Here is a 26,561-nt window from a genome sequence, read left to right on the forward strand (position 1 = left end):
TTCAGAGCGCCACCGGGGCCGGGTCCCAGGTCGTCAGTGGGACGAAGCCGCGGTGGCCGCACTCGCCGAATACGGTGACGGGGCCGCCGCCGGATATCGCCGCGAGCTGCCACAGCCCCGGGCCGCCCGCGCAGCGCGGATCCACAGGCAGCGCCGACTCGCCGTCCACGTCGGCAAGTTGCCAGCCGGTGCCCGGCTGCCCGGGTTTCGGTGGCCGGGCCGGTATCGGTACGACGTCGGAGAGCACTACCGGCCACGAGTCCAGCCACGGGTCGTCGCGCAGCGCGTCCCCGTACGCGGCGAGCGCGGCGTCCGTGCCGCACCCGGCCGGGACGCCTCCCGGCGCGGCCGGTGCGTACCGCTCGCCCACGGTGACGCGCAGCGGGCGGGCGCCGGGGTGGTAGGTCAGGTCGGCGTCCAGGACGAGCCCCGGCGGCAGGGCGAGTTCGTGCGCCCGCCCCGGGCCGGCGAAGGACAGGTGCAGTGCCATCCGGCCCGTCCGCTCGCCCCTCATCCATATGCGCCGCGTGGTCAACTTCCCCTGCGGGCCTTCGTCGCGGTCCTGCTGCGCCAGCACCAGCCATCGGTCCCGGACCGTCCGCTCCCGAGAACTCTCGCCCGCAAAACTCTCGCCCCCCAACCCCTCGTCCCGAGAGCCCTCGGCGGAACCGTCCGGGGCGCCTTCCGCGGCACCGGCACATTCACCGGCACCGGCACCGGCACCGGCACTGGTACCGGACAGATCGGCCGGTAGACCCACTCGTGAGCGGACCGTGGCCGCCAGCGGCTCCGGAAGCCGCTCGATACCAAGGAACCCCTCGTCGAGCAGGTGGAGCAGCGCGCATTCCTCCAGCAACCGGGATGGCCAGTCGGCACCGGAACCCGGTATGGAACCCAACTCCCGTACCCGAGCGGCCAGTCCCGGTGCCTGCGCGTCGACCATCCGGGCCGCCGTCTCGTCCCAGCTGCCGTATCCCGCGCGGTCAGCCGCGGCCAGCCCCGACCGGAGCAGATCCGCGAGCCGGCGCTCCAACTCCTCGGCGCCCGCCTCGATTCGCTGCGCCCGGCGTTCCGCCCGCCGGCGCGCCGCCTCCGGGTCGGCGAGGCCCTTGCTCCCCTTGTCGCCCTTGTCCCCGTCCTTGTCCCCCTTGCCCGGCCGGTCTTCGCGGTGCTCGCGCCGCCCGGACAGCCACTCGGCCACCCACTGCGGTGGCTCACCGGCCGGCACCACCGGCTCGGCATCCCCCTCGGAACCGTCTTCCCCCGCCCACAGCAACAGCAGCCCCAGCGCGTGCTTGCACGGGAACTTCCGGCTCGGGCAGCTGCACTTGAAGGCAGGTCCCGTCGTGTCCGTCATCGTGCGGTACGGAGTGCCGCCGCTCCCTTTGCACACGCCCCATACCGCTCCGTCACCCGCGCCCGTCCCCGACCACGGGCCGGGTGTCGCGAGCTTTCCGCCGGCCTTGCGCGACGCCGCGTCGGGCGCCACCGCCAGCACCTGTTCGGTCGTCCAGCGTTCCCCCTGCGCTCGGGGTTTCGGGGTCTGTTCCCCGTCCGTTCCCAGCATGGTGAAAACGCTAGACCCAGCCACTGACAATCGCCTTGACCTGCATGTTTGTCGCGCCGAGGTCGATTGTCAGTGGCATGGTGCAGTCTGGAATCCGCAAGCGGCCCGCGGGTTGCGGGGTGCGGGCCGGACGGCCTGGGACGAGGGGGAGTCATGTCTTACGCGATGACGGAGAACGGCGCGGGAAGCGGTCGTGGGACGACGACGGCGGCCGGGTCGGCGGAGGGTTCCGGAGCGGTCATCCGGCCGCACGCAGAAGATGCATTCGCAAATGAACTGTCTGCGCTGGCCGCCGCGGACGACCGGCCGCGGCCCGCGCGCTGGCGCCTCTCGCCGTGGGCGGTGGCCACGTATCTGCTCGGCGGCACCCTTGCCGACGGGACGGTCATCACGCCCAAGTACGTCGGCCCGCGCCGCATCGTCGAGGTGGCCGTCACGACCCTCGCGACCGACCGCGCGCTGCTGCTCCTCGGCGTTCCCGGCACGGCCAAGACATGGGTGTCGGAGCATCTCGCCGCCGCGGTCAGCGGCGACTCGACGCTGCTGGTCCAGGGCACGGCCGGCACGCCGGAGGAGGCGATCCGGTACGGCTGGAACTACGCGCAACTGCTCGCGCACGGCCCCAGCCGGGACGCGCTGGTGCCGAGCCCCGTGATGCGGGCGATGGCGGAGGGCATGACCGCGCGGGTCGAGGAGCTGACGCGAATCCCGGCGGACGTGCAGGACACGCTCATCACCGTGCTGTCGGAGAAGACGCTGCCCATACCGGAGTTGGGCCAGGAGGTGCAGGCCGTACGCGGCTTCAACCTCATCGCCACCGCCAACGACCGCGACCGCGGGGTCAACGAACTCTCCAGCGCGCTGCGCCGCCGCTTCAACACCGTCGTACTGCCGCTGCCGGCCACGCCGGAAGACGAGGTGGACATCGTCACGCGCCGTGTCGAGCAGATCGGACGCTCGCTGGAGCTGCCCGCGGCGCCGGACGGCATGGCCGAGATCTGCCGGGTGGTCACGGTCTTCCGCGAGCTGCGGGGCGGCCTGACGGCGGACGGGCGGACGAAGCTCAAGTCGCCGTCCGGGACGCTCTCCACGGCCGAGGCGATCTCCGTCGTCACCAACGGACTGGCCCTGGCCACGCACTTCGGTGACGGCGTGCTGCGGCCGGCGGACGTGGCCGCGGGCATCCTCGGGGCGGTCGTCCGCGACCCGTCGGCCGATCGCGTCATCTGGCAGGAGTACCTGGAGTCGGTCGTCCGTGAGCGCGACGGCTGGAAGGACTTCTACCGCGCCTGCCGGGAGGTGAGCGCATGACGGAGCACGGCACGGGGGAGCGCCGGGCGGACGGCCCGTGGCTGCTCGGAGTGCGGCACCACGGGCCCGGCTCGGCCCGCGCGGTCGGCGCGGCCCTGGCACAGTGCGAGCCGAAGGCGCTGCTCATCGAGGGGCCGCCGGAGGCGGACGCGCTGGTGGCGCTGGCCGCCGACGAGGAAATGCGGCCACCGGTCGCGCTGCTCGCGCATGTGACCGACGACCCGGGGCGCGCCGCGTTCTGGCCGCTGGCGGAGTTCTCCCCGGAGTGGGTGGCGCTCCAGTGGGCACTGCGCCGCGGCATCCCGGTGCGCTTCATCGACCTCCCGGCGGCGCACTCCCTGGCCGAGGCGGAAGCGGGTGCGGGGGAGGGAGCGGGAGAGGGAACGGGAGAGGATGCGGACCCGGGAGCGTCCGGCGGACCGGAGGCGGCCGGAGAGCCGGGCCGGGGCGGCGTGCCGGAAGCGCCCGCGGCCCCGGACCGGGACCGGAGGCCGGACCGAGGCAGTGACCGGACACCGGGCCGAGCCAGTGACCGGGTGCCGGATCGGCAGAGCGACCAGGTGCTGGACCGGGATGGCGACCGGGAGGTGGGCCGCGGCCCGCGGGTGGGCGCGCGGGTGGACGCTCGGGTCGATCCGATCGGGGTGCTTGCGGAGGCGGCCGGGTACGACGACGCGGAGCGCTGGTGGGAGGACGTGGTCGAGCACCGCGGCACGGGCGGCAGCGGCAGCACCGGGGATTCCGGGGATTCCGGGGATGCCCTGGCGCCGTTCGAGGCGCTGGCCGAAGCCATGGGGGCGCTGCGGGAGGAGCACGAGGAGGGCGCGCACTCCCGCGACGCCGTGCGCGAAGCCCATATGCGGCTCCGACTGCGCGACGCTCGGCGGGAGTTCGGGGACGACGTCGCGGTCGTCTGCGGCGCGTGGCACGTACCGGCACTCACCCGCCGTACGACCGTCACCGCCGACCGGGCCGTCCTCAAGGGCCTGCCGAAGGCGAAGGTGTCGGTCACCTGGGTGCCCTGGACGCACCGCAGGCTGTCGCGGAACAGCGGGTACGGAGCCGGGATCGCGTCGCCCGGCTGGTACGGCCACCTTTTCGCCAGTCCCGACCGCCCCATGGAGCGCTGGCTGACCAAGGTCGCGGGCCTGCTCCGCGAGGAGGACTACGCGGTCTCCACCGCCCACGTCATCGAGGCGGTGCGGCTCGCCGAGTCGCTCGCGGCAATGCGCGGGCGCCCGCTCGCGGGACTCACCGAGGCCGAGGACGCGGTGCGTGCCGTGATGAGCGACGGCTCGGACGTACCCGCCTCGCTGATCCACGACCGTCTGGTGGTGGGGGATGTGCTCGGCGAGGTGCCGCAGGCCGCGCCCGCCGTGCCGCTCCAGCGGGACATCGCCCGCCTCCAGCGTTCCCTGCGCCTCAAGCCGGAGGCGAAGGAACGCGAGCTGGAGCTCGACCTGCGCAAGGAGACCGACGCCGCGCGCAGCCGCCTGCTGCACCGGCTGCGGCTGCTGGACATCCCGTGGGGGGCGCCCGCCAATTCGCGGGCGAGTACGGGCACGTTCCGGGAGACCTGGCGGCTGCGCTGGGAGCCGGAGCTGTCGGTGCGGGTCGCGGAGGCGGGCATCTGGGGCACGACCGTGCTCGCCGCCGCCACGGCGCGGGCGGCCTCCGACGCGTCTGACGCCGGCGCGCTCGCCGAGGTCACGGCGCTGGCCGAGCGTTGCCTGCTCGCCGAACTGCCGGACACGCTGCCGGTGGTGATGCGGGTACTGGCGGACCGGGCCGCGCTCGACGCCGATGTCGGCCATCTCGCCCAGGCGCTGCCCGCGCTGGTGCGGTCGGTGCGGTACGGCGATGTGCGGGGTACGGACGCGGCGGCGCTGCGCGAGGTCGCGGTCGGCCTGGCCGAGCGGGTCTTCGTGGGACTGCCGCCGGCCTGCGCCTCGCTGGACGCGGAGGGCGCGGCGGAGATGCGTACGCATCTCGAAGCCACGCAACAGGCCGTGGCGCTGCTGTCCCACACGGAGCGCGGCGCAGGAGCGGGGGAAAGCCCGGGGGCCGTGGCGTCTTCCTCCGCAGACCTTTCGGGCCTGCGGGAACGGTGGACCGCCGTGCTGCGCGTGCTGGCGGAGCGGGAGGCGATACCGGGGCTCATCCGCGGGCGCGCGGCTCGCATGCTCGTCGACGACGGTGCGCTCGACGAAACCGCAACGGAGGAAACCGACCCGGATGAAACCGCACGGGACGGGGCCGACCTGGACGGAATCGCACGGCACGCAGCCGAAGCGGACGGAAACGAGGGGGCGGGGAACGGCAGCCATGCCGCGGAGGGTGGCGGGGCCGGGCGGCTCATGGGGCTCGCGCTCTCGCCCGGGGTGCCGCCGGCGGACGCCGCGGCCTGGATCGAGGGGTTCGTCGGGGGCGGCGCAGGCGGGGGGATGCTGCTGATCCACGACGAGCGGCTGCTCGGGCTGGTGGATGACTGGCTGACGAGGGTGCCGGGGGAGGCGTTCACGGACGTACTGCCGTTGCTGCGCCGGACGTTCTCGCAGTTCGAGGCGGGGGTGCGGCGCACGCTCGGGGAACTGGCCCGGCGCGGGCCGGTGGCCCCGGGAGCGCCGGGCAGCGGCGCGGCAGCCGGTCGTGGCGCGGCCGGCGCCGGCGAGGAAGCGGCGGCCCCCGGCTTCGGCCCCGGCCTGGACCGCGACCGCGCCGCGGCCGTCCTGCCGACCCTGCACGCCCTGCTGGGCCAGGGCACCGGGGCGGCCCCACCGGGCCGGCCCGCCGGCGGTGAAGCCCGCCGCCCCACCACGACTGCGGAGGGCCCCACGACAGCGGAGGGCGCCACGACTGCGAAGGGCCCCACGACAGCGGAGGGCGTTATCAGGGCGAAAGGCGCCACCACGGCGACGGTCGCCACCACGGCGGAGGTCGCCACCACGGCGAAGGGGGAGAAGGGATGACGGCGGAGACGGCGGAGACGGCGGCCGGTACTGGGCCGTCCGAGGAGCGCATGCGGCGCTGGCGGCTGGTGCTCGGCGGGGGAGAGGGCGACGGGACCGGGTGCGAACTGCGCGGACGGGACGCCGCGATGGACGGCACGCTCGGGGCGCTGTACGGGGAAGGACCCGGTGCCGGCGGGCCGGGCGGCCCGGGCGGGCGCGACGGCCGGAAGGGCGGCGGGGCACGGTCGGCGGGGCTGGGCGGTTCCGCGCCCGCCGTGGCGCGCTGGCTCGGCGACATCCGGCGCTACTTCCCCACCTCCGTCGTCCAGGTGATGCAGCGTGACGCGATCGACCGGCTCGGACTGTCCGCGCTGCTGCTGGAGCCGGAGATGCTCGAGGCCGTGGAGGCCGACGTGCATCTGGTCGGCACGCTGCTCTCGCTGCACAAGGCGATGCCCGAGACGACGAAGGAGACCGCGCGGGCGGTCGTACGGCAGGTCGTCGAGCAGCTGGAGAAGCGGCTGGCGACCCGGACGCGGGCCACGCTGACGGGCGCGCTGGACCGGTCGGCGCGCATCAGCCGGCCGCGCCACCGCGACATCGACTGGGATCGCACCATCCGCGCGAATCTCAAGAATTACCTCCCCGAGTACCGAACGGTCGTGCCGGAACGGCTGATCGGTTACGGGCGAGCAGCACAGTCGGTCAAGAAGGAGGTCATCCTCTGCATCGATCAATCCGGTTCGATGGCGGCGTCCGTCGTGTACGCCTCGGTGTTCGGCGCGGTGCTCGCGTCCATGCGGTCGCTCGCCACCCGGCTGGTGGTCTTCGACACCTCGGTCGTGGACCTCACCGACCAGATCGAGGACCCGGTGGACGTGCTCTTCGGCACGCAGCTGGGCGGTGGCACGGACATCAACCGTGCGCTGGCGTACTGCCAGTCGCGGATCACCCGGCCCACCGAGACGGTGGTCGTGCTGATCAGCGACCTGTACGAGGGCGGGATACGCCACGAGATGCTGAAGCGGGTGGCTGCCATGAAGGCATCCGGGGTGCAGTTCGTGACGCTGCTGGCGCTGTCGGACGAGGGCGCGCCCGCGTACGACCGGGATCACGCGGCGGCTCTGGGTGCGCTGGGGGCACCGGCGTTCGCCTGTACGCCCGACCTCTTCCCGGAGGTGATGGCGGCCGCGCTGGAGAAGCGGCCGCTGCCGGTGCCCGACACGACGGCGTGACGGCCCGAAGCCTCCGAACCACCTCAACGGCCTCAACGGCCTCAACGGCCCGAACGATCCGAACGACCCGCGCCGACGACGACAGTCATCGTCCATGACGGCAGTCACCGTCCATGACGACAGCCGCCGTCCATGACGGCAGTCATTGTCATGACGACGAGGCCGTACCGGACGCACCCGATCCCTGTTTCGTCGGCCGTACCGGAACCGGAATCCTCCGGCGACGGCTCACTTCCCCCGGGGCACCGGCGTGTTCGCAGGTCGTACACCCTTTCGCCACTGTCGATACCGGACATGGCGGAGTAACGGTGACAGGTGGCACAGGGGACTTGCGCGGCCCCTGGCTGCTCGTGCAAGGATCGGTGCATCGCTCGATCACCCGCGACGTGCCGGTTGATCCGGGGTGCCTGACGCCCTGGTCCCGGTCGCCGTCCTTCCGGGAAGGTCCCCCTTGTCCGCTGTGCTCGCTCTGCCTGCCGTTGTGCGCCTGCCGCGCACCGTGGCCGTGCGGCGTGCGCTGCTGACCGGGCTCTTCCTCGTCGGGTTCGTCGTGCTCGCCGTCGCGTTCGGCGGCGGCACCGCACACGCGGCGGACAGCGGTACCGAGCAGGCGCAGGGCGCCTTCACGGAGGCCACCAGCGCCACCGACAACACCGGCACCGTCACCGACAACACCGGCTCCGCCGCCACCAACGGGTCGACCGCCACCACCGCCACCTCCACCGACGGGCGTTCGCCGCTCGCCGGCTCGGGGTACGCACTGGGGCGGGACGCCGGCGAGGCGGCCGCGGAGCCGGATGCGGGTGTCGCGCAGCGGGCCGGTGCCCGGCTCTCCGAGGGCGCGCAGGCGTCCGAGGAGCGGCTCGGCGAGGCCGTACGCCCGCTCGCGGAGCGCCTGAAGCCGGTCACCGACCCGGTCACCGCTCCGGTGCACGACGTCGTCCACGGCGTGGGTGACGCGACCGGGCTCCCGGTCCGGCTGCCCGGCGACACCGCCGGTCAGGACCGCGGCGCCGGGCAGGCGCAGCACGGTGACGTACGGGACGGCGGCCGGCAGCACATGGCCGCGCCCGAGCGGTGCGGCACGGACCGTACCGGCGACGACCGGCTGACGGGCCCCTCGGGGGACACCGCCGGTCAGGACCGTACGGCCGCGCGTGCCACCTCCGGTGACGCCGGCGACGGACACGGCCGCGGCGGACTGCCCGGCCAGCTCCCGCAGGGACCGGCAGCGCCGGCCTCGCACACCACCGGGGACGGCAACGGCCCCCGGAGCGGGGACCAGCACGCGGTCCTGCCGGGCGGACAGCCGCACTTCGGGCTGGTGCCCGGCGGCGTACGGGCCGCGGGCGGTGCGCCGACCCGCGAGCGCAGCACCGACATCCTCGAATTCCCGGGTTAGGGCAGACCTCCCGCCGGATTCCCACGCACACGCGCCTTCGCCGACGTACGGCGAGCGCAGGGATCCGACGGCCGTCAGCTCCTCAAGACCTGCCGCGCGGGGGCGGGACAGGTCTGCCCGACACATCCCTGGAATCCGAAGGGCTCATCGCCACCATGCGCAAGAACATCCGCCGTTCCATCGTCGTCGCCGCTGCCGCCACCGGTCTGCTGGCCCTGGGGGCCACCGGCGCCAACGCCGCCGAGCTGCCCGTCGACGCTCCCGACACCGGCGCCCTGACCGGCACCGTTCAGAAGAACCTGCCGGCCGGCGAGCTGACCGGCACGGTCCAGAAGACCGCCGACGGGGCGACCGGCACCGTCGGGAAGACCGTGGGCGGCACCGTCGGCAAGGTGACCGGCGCGCTCGGCGGCGGTGACGTGCACACCATGGACGGCCTGCCCGCGACCGACGGTCTGTCCGGCGGCGCGCTGCCCACCGACGGCCTCGGCGACGTGACCGGCACCGTGAACGGCGTGCAGAAGAAGGCCGACCTGAACGAGGTCGCCAAGACCGCCAAGGGCGCGGGCAAGGTCGCCGACACCGCCAAGGGCGCGGGCAAGGCCACCAAGACCGTGGGCGAGGTGGCGAAGACCGCCCAGGGCACCGTCGGCCAGGTCCAGGACACCGCCGCGGGCCGCCTGCCCGCCGTGCCGTTCCTGCCCGTCGAGGGCGTTCCCGCCCTCGACCTGCGCAGCCTCCCGGTCGAGGTCCCCGCGGCCGAGCTGCCCAGCGGCCTGCCGACCGACCAGCTCCCCGCGGACCTGCCCGCCGGCCTCTCGACCGACCAGCTCCCCACCGGTCAGCTCCCGGCCGACCTGCCCACCGACCTGCCCACCGGTCAGCTCCCCGCCGAGCTGCCCGCCGTGCCGCAGCTGCCCGACGCGTCCGGTGCCGTTGACCGGGTCGTCGGCACCGCGGCCGGCAGCGACCTGCGTCCCGGCACGCTGACCAACCCGGCCCAGGGCGCCCTGGCCACCGCCCGTCCGGTCGTCGACCAGGCCGCCGCCGACGCGCTGCCGCCCGTCGCCCAGCGCGCCGTCGGCAAGGTCGTCCCGGTCGCCCAGGACGCGGTGGGCGGCGTGGGCCTGCTCGCCGGTGACGCGGCCGGCCAGGCCACCCCGTTCGCGCAGGACACGGTCGCCGGCACCCAGATGTTCGCCGAGGGCGCGACCGCCGACGCCGTGCCGTTCGCGCAGGGCACGCTGACCGACGCGCGGGGCTTCGCGCAGGGTGCGGCCGCCGGTGCGGTCCCGTTCGCGCAGGGCACGGTCGCCGGTGCGCAGCACCTGACCCAGGGCACCGCCGCCACCGCTGTCCCCTTCGCCCAGGGCGTGGCCGCTGACGCCACCCCGTTCGCGCAGGGTGTCGCCACCGACGCCGTGCCGTTCGCGCAGGGCCTGGCGACCACCGTGGCCGCCGACGGCCAGGAGACCGCGGGCAACGCCGCCGCCGGTGTGCAGCGCGTCATCCCCGTCAACGTGGCCCAGGGCGACCTGACCAGCCCCGCCAACATCCCCGCGCTCCCGGTGCTGCCGGCGCTCGCGGGCTGAACTCCCCGATTTCCGGCGTGAGCCGGAGCGGTACCGGTACCGCGAGGGGCCGCGCGTCCGCGGGACGGCGTTGTGGGGACGCCGTTCGTACGGACACCGGGACGGACGCGCCACGTCCGTGACGTGAGCGGCCACTTGAACCGGAACGGAAAACGCCGCCGGGCACCCCCTTTGGGGAGGGGGAGCCCGGCGGCGTCCGTATGTCCGGGGCCGCTGCCGCGGTGGCCCCGGCGGGCACGCACCATGATCGATGCCAGGTACTTCCTACGACCTGGGTACCTTCAGCCGGTCCCAGCTCACCTTGCCCGGGATCCCGTCCGCGTCCTTGCCCGAGAAGCCGAGCTTGCGCTGCCAGGCGGCGTAGGACTGGCGGTCGGCCTCCGTCCAGTACGGGCCAGGACCCTCCTCGTAGTGCGAGCAGTCCTCGGCGACCAGCCGCTTGCCCATGGCCGTGATGACCGGGCTGCGCGCGCCGGCCTGGAAGAAGCCGCTGCCGGGGAAGCGTTCGTACCGGGTGCCGGGCCGCGGCTTCTCCGGCGCGGGCTTCTCGGGCGCGGGCCTTTCCGGCGCGGGCTTCTCCGGGGCCGGCTTCTCGTCCTTGCCGCCGTCGGGCTTGCCCGCGAGCCGCTTCTTGATGCGGGACCGCATGCCGCCCATGGTGAAGCCGCGCGGGTCCGTCTTGCCCGGCTGCCACTCGTTGTGGCCGATGACGGACTTCTCGTTCCAGCCGTGCGCCCGGCAGATCGCCGCCGACACCTTCTCGATGGCGAGCTTCTGCTCCTCGGGCCAGGGGTCTTCGCCGTCGCCGAGGTTGATGCACTCGAAGCCGTAGAAGTGCCGGTTGCCGTCGGTGTTCGCCGCGTTGTCGTGCGGCAGCTTCGACTCGTTGACCACGGCGCGCAGCACGTCGGAGTCGCCGAGCCCGGCGTGGTTGGCGCGGCCGTTGCCGACCAGCCACACCTCACCCTTCTTGTCGATGACGCCGTGGCACAGCGGGCCGGGCAGATCGGAGCGGCCCTCGTAGCAGAGGTTGACCGAGCTGTCGGTGCCCTTGGTGACGGTGTGGTGGATCATCACGCCGTTCAGCGGGCCCCACGGGCCCTTGCTGTTCCTGTTGTGCTTGCGCCAGTTGCGGACCTCGTGGACGGTCAGGCCCTCGTCCTTCAGGGCTTTCACCAGGCCTGACGCGCTCAGCGGCTTCGCCATCGTCGTGCTCCTTCCTCGACCCGGCCGCGCGGGCCGGTCCCCCGGTCGGCGGCGCGCGGGATCATCCACGCGCCACCCAGTACGTACGCGGTGGCGCGCTCCCCGTGGCGCCACCCCGGCGGTGTCATTCCTCGGTCGGAGACACCGCCGGGCATCGGTGTCACTCCTCGCTCAGGGACTCCGCCTCGGCCGTCGTCTGCGAGCGGAGCGCCGCACCGTGTGCCGGGCCGGCGGATGCCACGTCGGCCGGCTCGTTCTCCGCCTCGGCCGCGGCGTCGGCGGCCCGCGCCTCCTCCTCGGCCGCCAGTTCCTCGTCGCTGGCCGCGGCGATCTCCCCGGCCAGCGGCTTGAACGCCAGCCGCAGGTCGGACACGGTCTTCTCGCCCATCACCCAGCCCAGCGGCGCGTAGTGCACCTGCGGGCCGAGCGGTGCCTGGAGCAGCGGGCGGCGCGCGGCGTCCGTCGGCCACTCCACGTTGCCGGTGGCGGTACGGGCCGGGACCAGCCAGAAGTCACCGCTGCGGTAGGTGCCGCCGGCCGCGAAGTACACCTCGACGCCGTCCTCCAGCGGCAGCCACGCGCCCTCCTCGACGCGCACCGCACCGTTCTTGAGCTGCCCGGCCGCGCCCTTCTTCGTCTGCCGCTCCTGGGCCCGGCCGCCCTCGCGCTGGTCCCAGCGGCGCAGGTACGGGTGGAGTTCGGGCCGCCGCCCGACGTGCTGCGCGGGCTCCTCCGACAGGCGCACCCGGCGCCCCGGCAGGTCCAGCTCCTCGACGCGCAGCAGCGGGTGGGCCTCCAGCCGGCTCGCGACCGCGGAGTCCACGAACTCCACCCGGTCGCCGACGTCCAGGTCCAGCTTGTCGTCGTGCCCCAGCGTGGCCAGCTCGACCCAGGTGCCGTCCAGGCCGTCGACCGGGAAGGTCACCGAGCCGTTCTCGCGGGACCACTTGAAGGTGGCGTCCTTGGCGGCGCCGCCGTCGTGGATCTCCACCCGGTACAGCTGGTTCTCCGGGCCGCGGTAGCGGGCGTCCGGCTTGACCAGGCACGGGTCGTCGTCGGCGTGGTCGGGGCGCTCGCTGCGCACGGCGATCCGCGCGGTGGCCTTGCGCTGCTCGGCCACCCACTTGCCGAACGCCTCGCGGACCGGGCCCTTCTTCGAGTCGTCGCCCTGGACGTCCAGCTCGCCGCCGGGCAGCGGCAGCACCTGCCAGACGACCTTGAGGCGGGCCGCGGTGTCCGGCAGCGCGGCGCCGAGCGCGACCTCGCGCAGCGCGGGGTCCTCGGCCGCGGTGACCGTGCGCTCCCACACCTTCAGGTAGGCCAGGTACGGGAACTGGGTGGGCAGCCGGTCCTCGGGGCGCTCCGCGTCCCGGTGGGCGTCGGGCTGGTCCCAGTACGTCCAGGTGGCCGGCGGCTCGTCGGCCGCGGCCTCGCCGTCCTGCTCGTCGTCCTTGGCGCCGGCGTCCGCCGGGTCCGGCACCGGGACGCCCGGCTGCGGGCGGTAGGACTCGACGAGGATGCCGTCGACGTAGTAGCGGCCGGGGCTGATGGAGAGGTCGTCCAGCTCGCGGCTGCCGCCGGTCATGTCGATCTTGAAGCCGGCGTCGGCGGCCGGGCCGCCGTGCTGCCCTATCAGGTCGGTGGCGGTCACCCGGGCCTGGTAGAGCTGGATCGCGGTCTGCTCGTTGGTGTCCGCGTCCAGCTGGACGCGGCCCTGCTGGGCGAGGACCGCGGAGTAGCGGGCGTCCGGCCGGAAGGTGATGCGGGAGAGATCAGCGTGCATGGGAAGGGTTCCCCCTCGTGATGAAGCTCGTCATGAAGCTCGTGGCGGTAGGTCGTGGGCGGGCGCTTCCCGTCGGCGCCCCGTGGCGGCATCAGGTCACGAAGAAGATCCCCGCATCCGTTCCGGCCGGTGTGTACTCCGCGAGCCGCGCCCGCAGGCTGTCCTCGCGCTGCGGCTGGTACAGGTCGTGGAAGGCGCCCAGTTCGGCTCCGTCCTCCGCGGCCCGCCGGCAGCCCTCGCCCGCCGGGCCGTCCGCGTCCGGCGCGGTCAGCTGCCCGTACGCGGGCGTGCCGTACCGCTCGCTGCGGAAGACCGGCCGTACGGCACCGGCCTGTTCGGCGCCGACCAGGTCCGGCAGGCAGCGGTAGCGGCGCGGGGTGCGCGAGCCGGGCGGTACGTAGGAGTACCGGAGGCAGCCGAGCTGCCGCCGGGCGACGTGCAGCTTCCCGGTGAAGAGCGAGTTCTCCGCGAGCTGCACGGCGTGCACATGGACCTCGCCGATCACCGTGGTGCGGTGCGCGTGCAGGACCGCGTGCGCGTGCCGGCAGTCCGGCGCGGAGAGCGCCTCGCGGTCGTGCCCGGTGGCGTCCAGGATGCTGTCCCGGATGTGGATCGGCAGCGGGTCGGTGGAGACCTCGTCGCCGATGACCTCGATGGTGCCGAGGATCGTCCGGTCGATCTCCACGCACGCGGTCGTGCGGTCCAGCACGAGGCTGGGCTCCTCGGGGGAGTGCGGGTGGCACTCCGGCTCCAGCGACCAGCCGGGGACGAGCGTGCAGTGCCGCAGCGCCAGCGCGCCGACCGGGCCCTGGACGTTGATCCCGCGGCCGGTGACCAGCAGCCCGTCGAGCACGACCCGCGGTGCCGGGCCGCGTTCCTCGCCCGGCTCGCAGTCCTCCTCGCGCGCCCGGATGTTCAGTGCGTCGGGCCGGTTGCTGTACCAGTCCAGCAGTCTGATCACCGGCCGGGTGCCCTCGGCCGCGCGCACCTCCAGGCGGTCGCCCGGGTCCAGGTCGAAGTCCAGCTGTTCCTGGTAGGCGCCGCTGTGGGTGATCTCGATGATGCCGTCGGGGCCGCAGCGTCCGGCCCGCCGGTCGTTCTGCCAGTCCCCGTACGCGTCCATGATCCGCTGGTACGTCTGGCCGGGGCCGACCCGGTACACGGCCGCGCCCGCCGGCGTCTCCCGCTCGCGCAGGTACTCGCCGCCGCCCAGGTCGTCCGCGAAGGCGTAGTGGTACGTGACCCACACGCCCTGGCGCGGCGCCGAGCGCGAGCCGAAGGCGATGCGGCCCAGCTCCGGGTCGACCGCGACCTGTCCGCGCTTGGGCCGGTAGCGCCAGTCGCTGAGGTCGGCGACGACGATGTCGGACGGGTCGACCGGCTCGCGCTGCCCGTCCCGCCAGATCGTGAAGGACTTGCCGGGCCCGTAGTAGTCCGCGAGCCGGTCGTGCAGCTGCCGCCGCCGGACGTACGCCGGGACGTTGTCGATCGTCGCGATATGGGTCGCCGACGGCTCCGGCTCGGGCTTGGTGACCAGCGGCGTGTCGTTGCCGAGGATCGAGAAGGTGTAGAGGTTGCGGGCCCGGTCGATGCAGTACGCGGGCGCCCGCGTCACCGAGTAGGGCTTCAGCCGCCACACGTACAGGCCCACCCCGGCGGGGGAGAGGCCGCCCTGGCGGCGCCGCGAGTCGGCCCGGCGGACGTCCGCCGAGCGCGCGACGGCGCCGAAGGGGCCGCCCGCCAGGTCCAGCGCCGAGGAGTCCCGTACCTCCACCGACCGGCCGCGCGCGGCCCGCCGTGCGTTGACGGCCGCGGTGCCCGAGCCGTACAGCTTCACCGGCTGGCCGTGCGAGACCAGCCGGGAGAACTCCACGGCCCGCGCGGGCCAGTTCGCGACCTCGGCGGACAGCTCCTCCAGCAGCGCGAGGGTGCCCTTGCGGCGGCGGTTGGCGACCGTGGCCGCCACGTCGCGGCGCGGGGCCAGCGCCTCGGCCAGCCGCCGCCGCGAGGAGTCCGGCAGCCCGCCGTCCTTCAGGCCGGTGGCCAGCACCCGCTCGTATCCGGGCAGCGGCTGGTAGCCGACCAGGTCGCCCAGGTACGGCAGCACCCACTCCGCCGCCGTCTCCACGAACCAGTCGTCGTACTGCTGCTCGACCCCGTCGCGTACGAGATCGACCTGCTCGGCGATGACGGCGAGCAGCGCGCGCAGCGGCTCGCCGTTCTCCGCGTCCCGCAGCCGGTGCCACTGGGGCAGCAGCTCCGCGAGCCCGTCCGGCTCCCTGGACATCACTTGCCCCCCGTCGTTGTCAGGGTGTCGGCGGACCTCACTTGACCTCCGTCAGAATCATGGTGTCGGCGACCTGCGGCGAGAACAGCGCGAGCTGAGCGGGCCGGATGCCGCGGAAGACGTACACCGAGCGGCCCTTGGCCAGCGGCCGGGTATCGGTGATGTCCGGGTTCAGGCGCAGCAGTTCGGCGAGGGAGATGCCGTTGCGGCCCGCGACGGAGCTGAGCGACTCGCCCTTCTCGTCGGTGACCCGGTAGGTCCGCTCGTCGTACGTGGCGCCGCGGGCCGGGACCGCCGTACGCGGCCCGGCCAGCTCGTCGGCGAGACCGGCCAGGTCGGCGGGGGTCGCGGAGGCCGCTACGCCGGTGAAGGCGTCCACGTCCACGTAGTCCACGCCGGGCACGGACTGGGCGGTGGCCAGCACCTCCGACAGCCGCGCCGGCTGCCCCAGTTCGCGTCCCTCGTAGCCGAGCTTGCGCAGCAGCGCGGCGCGTACCCGCGGCTCGACCGCGGCCCACGAGTGGTCGGGCGCGACCTTGACCTTGGCGACCAGCAGGAGCAGCACCAGTTCGCGCACGTCGACCCGGACCGGCAGCGCGGCGTCCCCGTACTCGGCCAGCGAGGACCGGAGCGCCTGCAGCACCTCGGCGTCGGCCGCGACCGGGTTGTCGTCCACCCCGGCCACCGTCAGGTGCAGCACCTGCCGCCGCCCGTCGTACAGTTCGGCCGCCGCGGCCCGGCCGATGCCGGCCCGCGAGCGCGCGAAGTCCTCGTAGTCGGCGAGCGAGACCAGCCGGTCCAGCGCGGAGACCGCGAGCGGGACCGTGCGGCGGGTGAGCCCGGGGCCGTCGGCGTCCGCGCCGCCGGTGGCGGGCTGCGGGTTGGTGACGCCGGTGACGCCCAGCGGCCGGGTGATCGCCTGGGTGATGCGGTCGGCCTTGACGTTGGCGGCGCGCCCGGTGCCGAAGCGGTAGCGGGCCCGGACGTTCTCGTGCCCGGTGGGCAGCCGGGCGCCGTGCACCCCGTCGCCGAAGGTCACCGTCGTCCGGCCGTCCCCGGCCGAGCCCAGGACGTACACCCGCTCGCGCGGCCCGCGCCCGGCCAGGCTGTCCACCCGGTGCCAGAGCAGCCCGTCGACCCGGACCTCCAGTTCCGGGGTGGCGCCCAGGGGGTTGCCGTCGGGGAGCCAGGTCAGCGGCGACTGCCAGAGCGCGAACGTCTGGTTGGTCTTCTCCGCGTCGCCGCTGCCCAGCGGCTCGTCCCGGCTCTCGCCGTGGGTGGCCGGCACGACGTTGCCCTGGATGCGGACGGTGTCGCGGCGGTACCGGTAGGCGAGGTCGGCGGTGAGCGTGAGGACGGTGTGCACGTGGTCGCCGGGCAGCTCCTCGTCGAGCCGCTGGTCGACCGCGGCGATCACCGCCAGCTCCGTGCCGCGCACCCCGGCCGAGCCGGGGATGTCGGTCCGCTCGCCGGAGACGACGATGTACCGGCCGGGACGCAGCCCGTCGTACAGGTCGGCCAGCTCCAGCTCGTTGCCGTGCACGTCCTCGCCCAGCGGCTCGTCCGCCATTCGCAGCGGCTCACCGCCCGCGTGCACGGTGGTGTCCCGGATGGCCGACAGCAGCACGTCGTGCTCGTCCAGCCACGGGTCGGCCAGCGTCAGCTCCGTACCGCGCCCGGTGATGCCGAAGTCGGTGTACGCGGCGGTGCGCACGGCCGTCACGCGGGTGGTGACGAACGCCAGCTTCTTGTCGCCGGGGATGCCGTCGGGGCCCTCGGCGCCCTTGCGGGGACGCTGGATCGCCACCCAGCTGCCGACCGTGATCGAGTCCTGGACGGAGTCCAGCGGCAGGACGTACCGGTTGGCGGGCTCGGGGACGGTGGCGATGCCGATCTCCACGGCGGGCGGCTCGCTGCCCGGCGTGCGCCGCACCGTCACCTCGTACTCGCCGTGCCGGATCTGGTGCTTGTCGCCGGGAGCGAGGTCCCAGGTCTTGGTCTCGCCGTTGTTGACCGCGACCTCGATCTTCCCGTCCTCGTCGGGCCGGGCCACGAACAGGGAGCGCTCGGGCAGCCCGGCCAGCAGCCGGATGGTCACCCCCGGCTCCTGGGACTCGGTCGGGCGGCGGCCCAGCCAGCTCAGGTCGCGGTCCTGCCCGGTGCGGGTGGACACCTGGACCCGGCCGGGGCCCAGGTCGAAGGAGTTCTCCGACGGCAGGTTCTCCGAGTACTGCACGGAGTTGCCGGTCTCGGCGTGCTGGAACTCCGCCTTCACCGGCACCTTGCCGGCCGTGTCGAAGACGATCCGCACGCTGGTCAGCACGCCGCCGGTGAGCGGCCAGTCCGCGGTGCGGATCACCCGGCCCTTCTCGTCCTGCACGGGCTTGAGCGGCGCGGTCGCCCCGAAGGGCGCGGCCGTCACCCGCATCGCCAGCAGCGCGCGGAGCGCGGCGGGCGTCGCGGGCGCGGCCTGCCGCCACGCCGTGTACATCCCGTCGGACAGCCGCGGGTCCAGCGCGGACAGCAACCGCGCGGTGAGGTCCGAGCCGGGCGCGAAGAGCCGTCCGGGGTCGCGCGAGACGACCCGGGCGCTGGAGGGGGGCCGCACCACGCTCGTCCGGAGGGCGGGCAGCACGGCGTTCAGGGCACGCAGCGCGGCCGTGGGCGTGAACCGCCGGGCGGCCCCGGCCTTCTTCGGCTGCGGCTCCGACGGCGGCACGGTCCGCGCGGGCTCCAGGTCGGCCGCCCGTTCGCGGAGTTCCGCGAGCACCGCTTCCAACTGCTCGAACCAGGCCGCGACCTCCTCGTACGGCGCGGCCAGCGCCTGCGCCTCGGCCAGCCGCTCGTGCGGTCCGGCCAGCCGCTCGGCGAACGCGGCCGGAGTCTTGGCCGCGTCACCCTCCAGATCCTTGCGCAGCGGCGCCAGCACCTGGGTGTCGAAGGTCTCGATCAGCTTGCTGACCGGACGCGGGTTGGGCGTCTCCGGGGTGGGCGGACCGGGCTCGTCCGGGTCGTCCGGGTCGCCGCCGTCCTCCGGCTCGGTGATCCACTGCTTCGCCTCGTCCACCAGCTCCTTGAGCGTGGGCGGCGCGGACTGCTGGAGCCCGATCGCGGTGACGTCCTCCGCGCGGTCGATGCGCACCTTGGCGACCGGCAGCAGCTTCTGCTCCGTGCCGCCGAAGTCGAACAGCAGCTGGTCGCCGGTCTGCAGTGAGGTGGCCGTGCCCGAGACGTACAGCTCGGAGCGAGTCTTCACGTCGTCGGCGACCAGCAGCGCGGGCCGCCGCCTGCGGACCTTCAGCTCGTTCCACGCGTACCGCGCGGTGAGGTCCTCGGTCGTCTCGAAGGTCTGCGACTCCTCGCCCGTCGCCGCGGGCACGCTGTGGCTGCGCGCGCCGCGCGGGACGACGACCGGCACGTCCTCGGCGCGCGGGTCCTTGTCCAGGGTGTACGCGAGGTGGGTGTCGGCCGCGACGCCCGGCCGCGGCCGGTGCCCGACCAGCCGCCCGAGCAGCGCCAGCGACCGGTGCTCGTTGGCGGTCCGCAGGTATCCCTCGTCCGCGATCCGCTCGCTGTGGAAGGTCAGTACGTCACCGAGCACCGCCCAGGCGTCCAGCAGCCCGATCGCCGGGTCGTCCGGGGTGCGGACGGTCAGGCCGCGCAGCGCCGGGTAGGCGGGCGAGGCGAGCCGGTCCAGCATCCCGGCGAGGAACGTGCCGTAGGTACCCACCCGGTAGTCCAGGGCGTTACGCGCCGGCGGGTTGTAGAGGGCGTCCGGGGCACGCCGCTCGTCGCTGCCCCCGCAGCCGCAGCCGCACGTGGCGCTCATCGCGCACCCCCGAGCTCTCCGAGTTCGATGACCAGCCGGCCGTTCTCCGGCCGTTCCGGGTCGTTGTCGCACACGGCGATCTCCAGCGGGCCGAGCCGCAGCACACCGTCCTCCAGTGCTCTGTTGTCTCTGATGTCGGTGGATCCGTGTTCGAAGAGCCGTTGCAGCCGGGTGATCCGTACGCTCTCCACGCCCGGTACCGCCGCGGCCACCGCGGTGAGGCGGCTCAGCCGCACCGGCTCCCCGAACGTCAGCGCGTCCGGGTGGAAGAAGCCCAGCCGACCGCCCGGGAGCCGCCGGCTGCCCAGCACGCGCGTCAACTCCGCCAGAATCCGACCGTGTTGGTGACCGGGTGCCGCACAGACCTCGACCTCGATGTCCAGCGGCACGGTCCGGGCCGGCTCCACGACCAGGTCGTGGCCGATCCGCCGGTACCCCTCCAGCGCGTACGCGACGGAGTCCAGCAGCTCGGGCGCGGGCTCTCCGCTGCGCACGGCGTCGATGGCGACGTGCGCCTCCTGCACGCTGCCCGTCCAGCGGATCTCCGCCGCGGCACGCTGCACGCCCGGCAGCGCGGACGCCAGCTCGGCGTAGTCGGCGGCGGTGACGGCCCGCCGGCGCGTCCGCTTGAGGTCCAGCGGCGCGAGCTGACGCACCTGCTCGACCGGCTCCGGCTCGGCACCCCCGACGGCGGGCAGCGGATTGCGCACCCCGGCCACCGGCATCGGGTCACCGCCGTCCGAATCCTCGGAATCGCGGCTCAAGACCAGGTGGTTGATGGCCTCGGCGCCCACATTGCCGGCCGTTCCGCCGCCCAGCCGGTAGTGCAGCGTGAGCCGGCTGCCGGGCTCCGGCCGGGCACCGTACCGCCCGTCCCCGAAGCGCAGCGCGATCCGCCCGTCGTCCTCCAGCTCGCCCACGAAGTGCCGGTCGCGCGGCCCGCTGTTCAGCAGGTCCCGGCGCGGCTCCCAGGTGTGCTCGCCGTCCTCGATCCGCACGGCCGGCAGCGCGGCCCTGGCATCCGGCAGCAGCCCGGCCGCCGGGCCGTGCAGCACCGGCTCGTCCGGGTGCAGCCCGGCCGCGTACTCCGGGCCCCAGCTGTGCGCGATCTCCCAGGCGATCCGGCCGTCCAGCACCGCGCCGGCCCGCGCCCGCGCGGTCAGCACCTCAAGGCGCTGCAGCTTGGGCGCGAGGAGCCGGTCACCGCGGTGCAGCAACTCCCGCAGCGCCCGTACGGGATGCCGGTGCAGCTCCAGGTGCTCCAGCACGTGCAGCCCGAACAGGACCGTCAGCTCGGCGATCTCCGCCTCCGCCAGCCCGTCCCGGTCCCGCGCGCTGCGCCACAGCTCCACCAGCCGCGCCCGTACCCGCTCCCGGATCCCGGCGAGCCGCTCGGCCTGCCCGGCCGCCACCAGCTCCGGCCGCGGGAACGGCACGGTCTGGGCGATGGGGGAGCGGTGCAGCAGCGGCCGGAAGCGCGCCCCGATGCCCGGGTACACGGACTGCGCCAGCAGCGTGCGCAACGCCTCGGCCTGCGCGTACACCGTGCCCGGCACCACCTTCTCGCGCCGCTGCCCGGCCAGCTCCAGCCCGAGCCCGGCCCGTACGGTCGCCTCTTCTCCGACGACCTCGAACAGCTCGCGGATGTCGTCGGCGGTCAGCGCCCGGTGGTGCTTCGTCTTGTCGAGGAGGTGGTTGATCGTGCTCGCCGTGGCGTTTCCGCCGTCCCCGTAATCCGCGCACCCAAAGGCGGGCGGCTCGCAGGAGCCGGTCACGGCCGGTACGGGCGGCACGGTCACCGTCTCCGGCACGCCTTCGGGACACTCCCCGAAGACCAGCGACCGCCCGTGATCGACGAGCGTGACGTTGCCGCGCGCGACGCTCACGTCCTCCACCGGCGCGCACTCCGTCCCGCCCCGCGTGGACAGGCACAGCGGGAACGTCAGCGCGTCCTCCTGCGCCCAGGTCACCTCCAGCACCGGCTGCCCGTCGAGCCGGTCGACGGCCGGCGTGACCGACGTCAGCCGTACGGCCTGCCGATGACTCGGGTCCTGGTCACCGGGCGTCCCCGTACGGGGGCCCTTCACCTCCTCGAAGAGGAGAAGGTCACCGGGGGAGACCTTCAGGGCGCGGTTCTCGCATGCCTCATCCGCCCACTCGTCCCGCAGCGTCGCCGACGTCGCGCCCCTCGGCAGCGCGCAGACCTGATCGCCCCAGGCCCACAGCCGGATGGCGTTGTGCTCCGGACGCAGCCGCAGCGGCGCGTCACCGACCGGCTCGAAGACCTCCACCGACCCGCGCTCGTCCAGCACGGCCAGGTCCCGGTCGTCGATGACGGTCCCGATCTCGGGCCGGTCCCGCGGCCCGTACGTACGGAAGTCCACCGCCGCGAACCGGAACGTCCCCGGCAGCAGCACGAGGTCGGTGGCCACCTCCACGGACACAAAGGCCCGCGCGCTGCACCCGTCGTGCATCGGATAGTCGATCAGCCGCACATGCCGGCGTACGGACACCCGCCGCCGCGCGGTGTCGAGGTACGCCTCCGTCGCCACGGCATCCTGCTGATAACTGATCTGGTCAGCCGTGTACGCCAGCATCTCGACCAGCGTCATCCCCAGATCGGCGGGGTTCCGCTCGACCCAGTCCGGCGTGGTCAGCCGCAGCCGGTCCAGGACCAGCTGCCGCAGCGTCTCGTAGTCCCGCGCGGTGTAGTCGATGACGGGCGCGGGCCTGAAGGTGTCCGGGCAGGTGTCCGGTGATTCGTCGGCGCAGTCGAAGGGGCTCGGGCAGTCGGTCCGGAACCGGAAGTCGGCCGCGAAGTACCGCTGATCGAAGCCCTCGTACGGCTCCGTCCCCGGCCGCCCGTACGGATCGGTATCGACGATCGACAACCGGTACCGCGAGGTGTCTCCCGTCCGGTCCAGCACCACATGCAGCCGGTCGTCGAGCTCGGGATCCTCCTCCCGCTCGACGGACACCTCCAGCGCCTCAAGGCCGGATATCCGCCGCCCGCCGTCGATTCTGATGTTCTCCGGGCCGAGCCCGCGCGGGGCCTTCCCGAGGAACGTGACCGTCAGCGTCACGCCGTCATCGGCGACCTCGACTCCATCGATGCCGTTCAGCCGCTCGGCCCTGATCCGGCCTCGCCGCCGGTCGGTACGGCACACCAGCTCACCGCCGATGAGCTGCTGGTCACTCATATCTCGCCCCGCCCCTCGAACACTTCATCGCGCCGGTTGCCGGTGGCGCGCACCACGTAGCGCAACTCGACCCGTACGACGTTCTCCTCGCTCACCACGTCCAGCGCCTCGACGTCGATCAGATCGCCCAGCCACCGCTGCAACGACGCCTGCACCGACAGCTCGACGGCCGACGCCAACTCCGGGCTGTTCGGCGTGAACACCAGGTCCAGCAGCCCGCACCCGAAGTCCGGCCGCATGACCCGCTCACCCGGGCTCGTGAACAGCAACTGCTCGATCAGATCCCGCACATGCTCGTCCCGGTCCGCATGCGCCGTCCGCCCCCGCCGGTCCACCCGGAACGGAAAAGCGATCTCGGTCCTTACCTTCTTCGCAGCCCTCATCGGCTGGACACCCCCTGGTGGACGGGCGCCACGACCGGCGGGCCCTGCGGCACCAGCCCGGCGCTGAAACACATCGCCGCCGAGGTGTCCAGCAGTACCGGCACCCCGTCGATCGTCACGTCGTCGCTGCGCGCCGCCGCGGTCCAGCGCACGCTGGTACACGGCTGCGGCCGGCCGCCGACGGTGTGCGGACAGCCGCTGACCGTGAAGAGACCGGCGGCGGTGACGGCGGGCAGGCCGTCGATACGTACGCCCGTACCGACAGCGGCCGTCGACACGGCCCGCCCGCCGTGCGGGCAGCTGATCACGGCCCCGCCGTGCACAAGATTCCCGCTCACGTCTTCTCGTTCCCCCGTCCCGCTGTCCCTCTCCGGCCCACGACTACTCCGGTCATCGCTTCTTGGGTCATCGCTTCGTGGGTCATCGCTTCTTGGGGACGGTCAGCCGGCCCTCGTTGATGTCGACCTGATCCCCGACCAGCGAAACCACCGCTCCCGCACCGTTGTTGATCTGAACCCCCGCCGCATTGATACGTACGAACGCACCGGTCGGCGCCTGGAGCAGAATCCCTTCCTCCGGCACGTCCGACAGCACGATCTTGTGATGCCCCTGCGTCTCGATGACCACAGGCTCGGCCCCGGCCCGCGCCCCGACCTGCGCATCCACCGGCATCTCGGCCTCGGACCCGTACCAGCACCCCGTCCACACAGGGAAACTCGGATCCCCCTGCTCGAACTCGATCCACACGCCGGCTCCCACGCTCGGCATCACGTACTGCCCCGCCTGCGCCCCCGTGAACGGAAAGCACGGCATGGCCCACGTAGACGCCTCGTCACCGAGTACATCCGGCACATGAGCCGTGATCCGACCCATCCGCAACGGATCGTTGTTGCTCGCCACCCGTCCCCGGAACTTGCCGAGGAATCGGTTGTTCGATGCTGGCGCCATGCGGGCTGCTCCTGGTGGTGTGGTGCGCGGCTGTGGTGCGGGTCGGTTACGGGCGGTGGACTACGGAATCGGACTACGGAATCGAGCTACGGACGAACACGGTCGCTCCTCGCAATGAGTCCCTCGCGCGACAGGGTGAAGTTCTGCTGAAAGGACCCGGGCCGGAGATTATGAGTAACGCTCTTCACGTAGTAATCCCCGTCGTACGTCACCCCGGCCCCCCGCACCCCGACCAACTCGCGCGGCCGAAGCACGTACCCATGCCGGTTGACGTCCAACTGCCCCGATCCACTGATCGCATCGGCACTGGTAGCGGCCCGCCCCAACGCCTCAGCCTTCGCCAGCGCCTCGTCCTTCTTCGCGGTACCGGTGAGCGTCTTCCGCTTCAGCGCGGGCGAGGCCCGCTTGCCCAGCGGTGGCCTGAGCGGACTGATGTCCGGCTGTGCGAGAAGCGGAGCCTGCCGCGTCACCGGATCCTGCACCCGAGCCTGCGGCTCCTCCCGCGCGGTCCCGTCATAGGCGAAGGTGAGCTGATCAACGGTCGAGTTCACATCCATGTTCACGTTCAGCGCATGCTGCCGCTGCCCAAGCCGCTGCTCGGGCCCCCAAAAGGCGGTGGACCGCCCGGGAACGGGGCCGGGATCGAGATAGAACGTGTAACCATTAGCCCTCGCCAGGTCATTCACATACTGCAGATCAGTCCCCGTCTGGTAATCCACACGAGCCTGCTCCCTCGGGGGCTGCGGAACCTGCTCCCGAATGATCCGAGCATCGATCCCGTAATCCGCGTACTTCCCCAGAATCCGCTCAACCCGCTGCGAGGGCGCGAGGTTCGGATACCGATCGGTCCGCTCCTCCAGATCCATGAGCAGCGTCAGATCCTCCCCGGTGACCGTGAGAGTCGTCTGCCCCGGCTGATTACTGGCCCCCACCTCCTGCCGCACGATGAGCCCATCCAGCAGCACCACAGGCGTCCCCTTGACCGCAACGGTCAGGATCACCCGCGTCTTGGGATCGAAGAACCCCTCGGGAAGCAGCCGCTGAATAATCGCCCCCTTCTTGGTGAGGTCAAAGGCGAGCTGAAACCCGCTCCTCTCACCAGCCGTACTGGTGATCTGCGCGGACAACAGCGCCTCGGTCACCTCCTGAGGCACCAACCGCGCCAACTTCGGCCCCATGTACAGCGACGCATGTACGGGACCGCCCCCGACGGGCAGGTCATCAGCCATTCCGCACCCCCGGCCCACCCATGCCACCGGGGAACCCACCGGGCAACGGCACGGCTATCGTCTCGCCCGGCTCATCGGTCAACTCCCGCGGGTCAATGACGGGGTTGGCATCAGCAACCCGCCACCACTGCCCCGAATCACCGAAATACCGCTGCCCAAGCTGATCCGCCCGCTCGCCGTCACTGACGACATGGGGCACGGTCTCGTCGACGTCGTACTCGACCGGCGGCAACAACCTCCGCTTGGCGTACTTCACTTCGGTACCGTCGGGCGCGCGATGCACCCCGATCTCCACATCGTGGTACCGACTGCTCCTGGGGTACGGATGCGCCCCCGGCACATCGTCCAACGCACTCTCATACGGCTCGATCACGCTCAGATCCCTCCCCCAAGACCGAGCTGAGCCAGACTCCCGGCCCGAGCCCGCCGCGCCAACTGCTCCTTCTGCGCAAGATGCGCGAGGTACAACTCAGCCCCCCGATGCCCAGCCGGCAGATCACTCACCGTGAGTATCTTCATCCCGATAGAGAGCGAGGCCCTGATGGGGTTGAGATTGACATCGAACGCCGACTCATTCACGGACAGCTCGGTGAGCCGAACTGGCATGACCCGCTTGCTCCCCCAAGTGAAGAGCGTGAGTGGCATCTCAATAGGACTGATCTCAATAGTCCCCTTCTTGCTGAGCTTGCTGGCAGCCCGCAACTGCGCGGTAGTCGGCTGCACAAGCATCTCCAGCACGGCAAGCTGAGGATGAATCCCATCGGGCGCGGCCACATCCAGCTGATCCGTGGCATCAATCTCCGCAGTGAACTTCCACGACTCCTGCGCCGGCCCCTTCAGCCGCAGAGCCTCGTTGCGGTCGCCGCCACTATCTCCTCCGCCGCCCCCTCCGCCTTCCCCGCCGGCGGCTTGAGGCGCCACTGACCGCTCAAGCGTGTCGGGGTTGAACTGCAGCACGATGATCCGCTGCGGGGTGCCACGCTCCGGGTCGACAATGACTATGCCGGAACGAATGGGCTTGGGTATGTCGGCGTAGGTGGTCATCGATTTTCACCTACCTCTTCGAATGCGGCGACGACGCTCTCGGCGCGTGTACGGAGCCAGGCCTCTGGGTCTTCCTGTGCAACTTGGCGAACCGCCGGGACGAACTCTTCGTAGCCGGTGTACGAGGCGGCCCACAGTGCTGCGAGACGGATCCGCGGATCCTCGTCCGTGAGTGAACCTTGGATTCTGGTCAGGCAGCCACGGGTCAAGTTCGGCGGCGCGGCCAACCCGATCCTCAGCGTGAGCCTCCCGAGTTCGATCGGGTCGGTCTCGTTGTCGAAGCATTGGAAGAGTTCTTCCAAACGCCATGGCGTCAATGTCTCGAGCGCCTGAGCCATGAAAGGCGTCACTGTGTCCTCATCCGGTCCGGCCAGGGTGATATAGCCGATTCCGGATGTTGCATCGACGACGTAATGCAAGGAAACTCCAAATGGAGACTGCCAGATCATCTGGCCGTCAGTTCCCTCTGCCTGATTTCTTGTGATCTCGCGCGCCAGCGGCCAGCCGAGCGTGGCAGCGAAATCGCCTACTTTATTCCAGTGTGTGTCTGGATGTAGAACGTAACGGTGCGTCCGGTAGTTCGGATCGATCATG

Annotated in this window: 18 protein-coding genes; 5 read left to right on the top strand and 13 right to left on the bottom strand. The window is 72.7% G+C overall.

What is annotated here, in order from left to right; translation table 11 throughout:
• Nucleotide 1 precedes the first annotated feature (1 nt).
• Nucleotides 2-1,567: an SWIM zinc finger family protein gene (locus ACZ6WH_RS23255; RefSeq protein WP_469730210.1), complete on the bottom strand. Its 1,566-nt coding sequence runs from the start codon at nucleotides 1,565-1,567 to the stop codon at nucleotides 2-4.
• A 165-nt stretch (nucleotides 1,568-1,732) separates the two neighbouring features.
• Here ACZ6WH_RS23255 and ACZ6WH_RS23260 point away from each other — a divergent pair, with 165 nt between their 5' ends.
• The 5 genes from ACZ6WH_RS23260 (at nucleotide 1,733) to ACZ6WH_RS23280 (ending at nucleotide 10,058) form a co-directional block, all read left to right on the top strand.
• The gene (locus tag ACZ6WH_RS23260; RefSeq protein ID WP_469730675.1) at nucleotides 1,733-2,878 is read left to right on the top strand and encodes an ATP-binding protein; all 1,146 of its coding nucleotides are present in this window, start codon (nucleotides 1,733-1,735) and stop codon (nucleotides 2,876-2,878) included.
• Nucleotides 2,875-5,847: a DUF5682 family protein gene (locus tag ACZ6WH_RS23265; protein WP_469730212.1), complete on the top strand. Its 2,973-nt coding sequence runs from the start codon at nucleotides 2,875-2,877 to the stop codon at nucleotides 5,845-5,847. Before ACZ6WH_RS23260 ends, ACZ6WH_RS23265 begins: the two co-directional genes overlap by 4 nt.
• Entirely contained in the window at nucleotides 5,844-7,064 is a 1,221-nt protein-coding gene (locus tag ACZ6WH_RS23270; RefSeq protein WP_469730214.1) for a VWA domain-containing protein, read from the top strand. Before ACZ6WH_RS23265 ends, ACZ6WH_RS23270 begins: the two co-directional genes overlap by 4 nt.
• 451 nt (nucleotides 7,065-7,515) lie before the next feature.
• A complete protein-coding gene (locus ACZ6WH_RS23275; protein WP_469730216.1) occupies nucleotides 7,516-8,466 on the top strand; it encodes a hypothetical protein in 951 nt (316 codons plus the stop codon).
• A 155-nt stretch (nucleotides 8,467-8,621) separates the two neighbouring features.
• Nucleotides 8,622-10,058 carry a hypothetical protein gene (locus ACZ6WH_RS23280; RefSeq protein ID WP_469730218.1) on the top strand — a complete coding sequence of 479 codons (1,437 nt, stop codon included), beginning with the start codon at nucleotides 8,622-8,624 and terminating at the stop codon, nucleotides 10,056-10,058.
• A gap of 264 nt (nucleotides 10,059-10,322) precedes the next feature.
• Here the strand turns inward: ACZ6WH_RS23280 and ACZ6WH_RS23285 are convergent, their stop codons facing one another.
• From ACZ6WH_RS23285 to ACZ6WH_RS23340, 12 genes are all read right to left on the bottom strand, one after another.
• Nucleotides 10,323-11,264 (bottom strand): peptidoglycan-binding protein, encoded by a 942-nt coding sequence (locus ACZ6WH_RS23285; RefSeq protein WP_432858029.1) that lies wholly within the window; start codon nucleotides 11,262-11,264, stop codon nucleotides 10,323-10,325.
• 160 nt (nucleotides 11,265-11,424) lie between these two features.
• Nucleotides 11,425-13,047: a DUF6519 domain-containing protein gene (locus ACZ6WH_RS23290; RefSeq protein WP_469730221.1), complete on the bottom strand. Its 1,623-nt coding sequence runs from the start codon at nucleotides 13,045-13,047 to the stop codon at nucleotides 11,425-11,427.
• A gap of 91 nt (nucleotides 13,048-13,138) precedes the next feature.
• Nucleotides 13,139-15,334 (bottom strand): hypothetical protein, encoded by a 2,196-nt coding sequence (locus ACZ6WH_RS23295; protein WP_469730223.1) that lies wholly within the window; start codon nucleotides 15,332-15,334, stop codon nucleotides 13,139-13,141.
• A 37-nt stretch (nucleotides 15,335-15,371) separates the two neighbouring features.
• Nucleotides 15,372-19,163: a putative baseplate assembly protein gene (locus tag ACZ6WH_RS23300; protein WP_469730225.1), complete on the bottom strand. Its 3,792-nt coding sequence runs from the start codon at nucleotides 19,161-19,163 to the stop codon at nucleotides 15,372-15,374.
• The gene (locus tag ACZ6WH_RS23305) at nucleotides 19,160-22,363 is read right to left on the bottom strand and encodes a putative baseplate assembly protein (protein WP_469730227.1); all 3,204 of its coding nucleotides are present in this window, start codon (nucleotides 22,361-22,363) and stop codon (nucleotides 19,160-19,162) included. Before ACZ6WH_RS23305 ends, ACZ6WH_RS23300 begins: the two co-directional genes overlap by 4 nt.
• Nucleotides 22,360-22,746: a GPW/gp25 family protein gene (locus ACZ6WH_RS23310; RefSeq protein ID WP_469730229.1), complete on the bottom strand. Its 387-nt coding sequence runs from the start codon at nucleotides 22,744-22,746 to the stop codon at nucleotides 22,360-22,362. The genes ACZ6WH_RS23305 and ACZ6WH_RS23310 overlap by 4 nt, the downstream gene beginning before the upstream one ends.
• On the bottom strand, nucleotides 22,743-23,084 hold the full coding sequence (locus ACZ6WH_RS23315; RefSeq protein WP_469730231.1) for a hypothetical protein: 342 nt from the start codon (nucleotides 23,082-23,084) through the stop codon (nucleotides 22,743-22,745). Before ACZ6WH_RS23315 ends, ACZ6WH_RS23310 begins: the two co-directional genes overlap by 4 nt.
• An 82-nt stretch (nucleotides 23,085-23,166) precedes the next feature.
• Nucleotides 23,167-23,694 carry a phage baseplate assembly protein V gene (locus ACZ6WH_RS23320; RefSeq protein WP_469730233.1) on the bottom strand — a complete coding sequence of 176 codons (528 nt, stop codon included), beginning with the start codon at nucleotides 23,692-23,694 and terminating at the stop codon, nucleotides 23,167-23,169.
• An 86-nt stretch (nucleotides 23,695-23,780) separates the two neighbouring features.
• Nucleotides 23,781-24,923 (bottom strand): hypothetical protein, encoded by a 1,143-nt coding sequence (locus tag ACZ6WH_RS23325; protein WP_469730235.1) that lies wholly within the window; start codon nucleotides 24,921-24,923, stop codon nucleotides 23,781-23,783.
• Nucleotides 24,916-25,302 (bottom strand): LysM peptidoglycan-binding domain-containing protein, encoded by a 387-nt coding sequence (locus ACZ6WH_RS23330; RefSeq protein WP_469730677.1) that lies wholly within the window; start codon nucleotides 25,300-25,302, stop codon nucleotides 24,916-24,918. The genes ACZ6WH_RS23325 and ACZ6WH_RS23330 overlap by 8 nt, the downstream gene beginning before the upstream one ends.
• Nucleotides 25,299-25,967, bottom strand: a complete 669-nt coding sequence (locus tag ACZ6WH_RS23335; RefSeq protein ID WP_361559519.1) for a hypothetical protein — start codon at nucleotides 25,965-25,967, stop codon at nucleotides 25,299-25,301. The genes ACZ6WH_RS23330 and ACZ6WH_RS23335 overlap by 4 nt, the downstream gene beginning before the upstream one ends.
• Nucleotides 25,964-26,560 carry a HEAT repeat domain-containing protein gene (locus ACZ6WH_RS23340; RefSeq protein ID WP_469730239.1) on the bottom strand — a complete coding sequence of 199 codons (597 nt, stop codon included), beginning with the start codon at nucleotides 26,558-26,560 and terminating at the stop codon, nucleotides 25,964-25,966. Before ACZ6WH_RS23340 ends, ACZ6WH_RS23335 begins: the two co-directional genes overlap by 4 nt.
• Between the last annotated feature and the right edge of the window lies 1 nt (nucleotide 26,561).

The organism is Streptomyces sp. NPDC050806, from assembly GCF_055586425.1.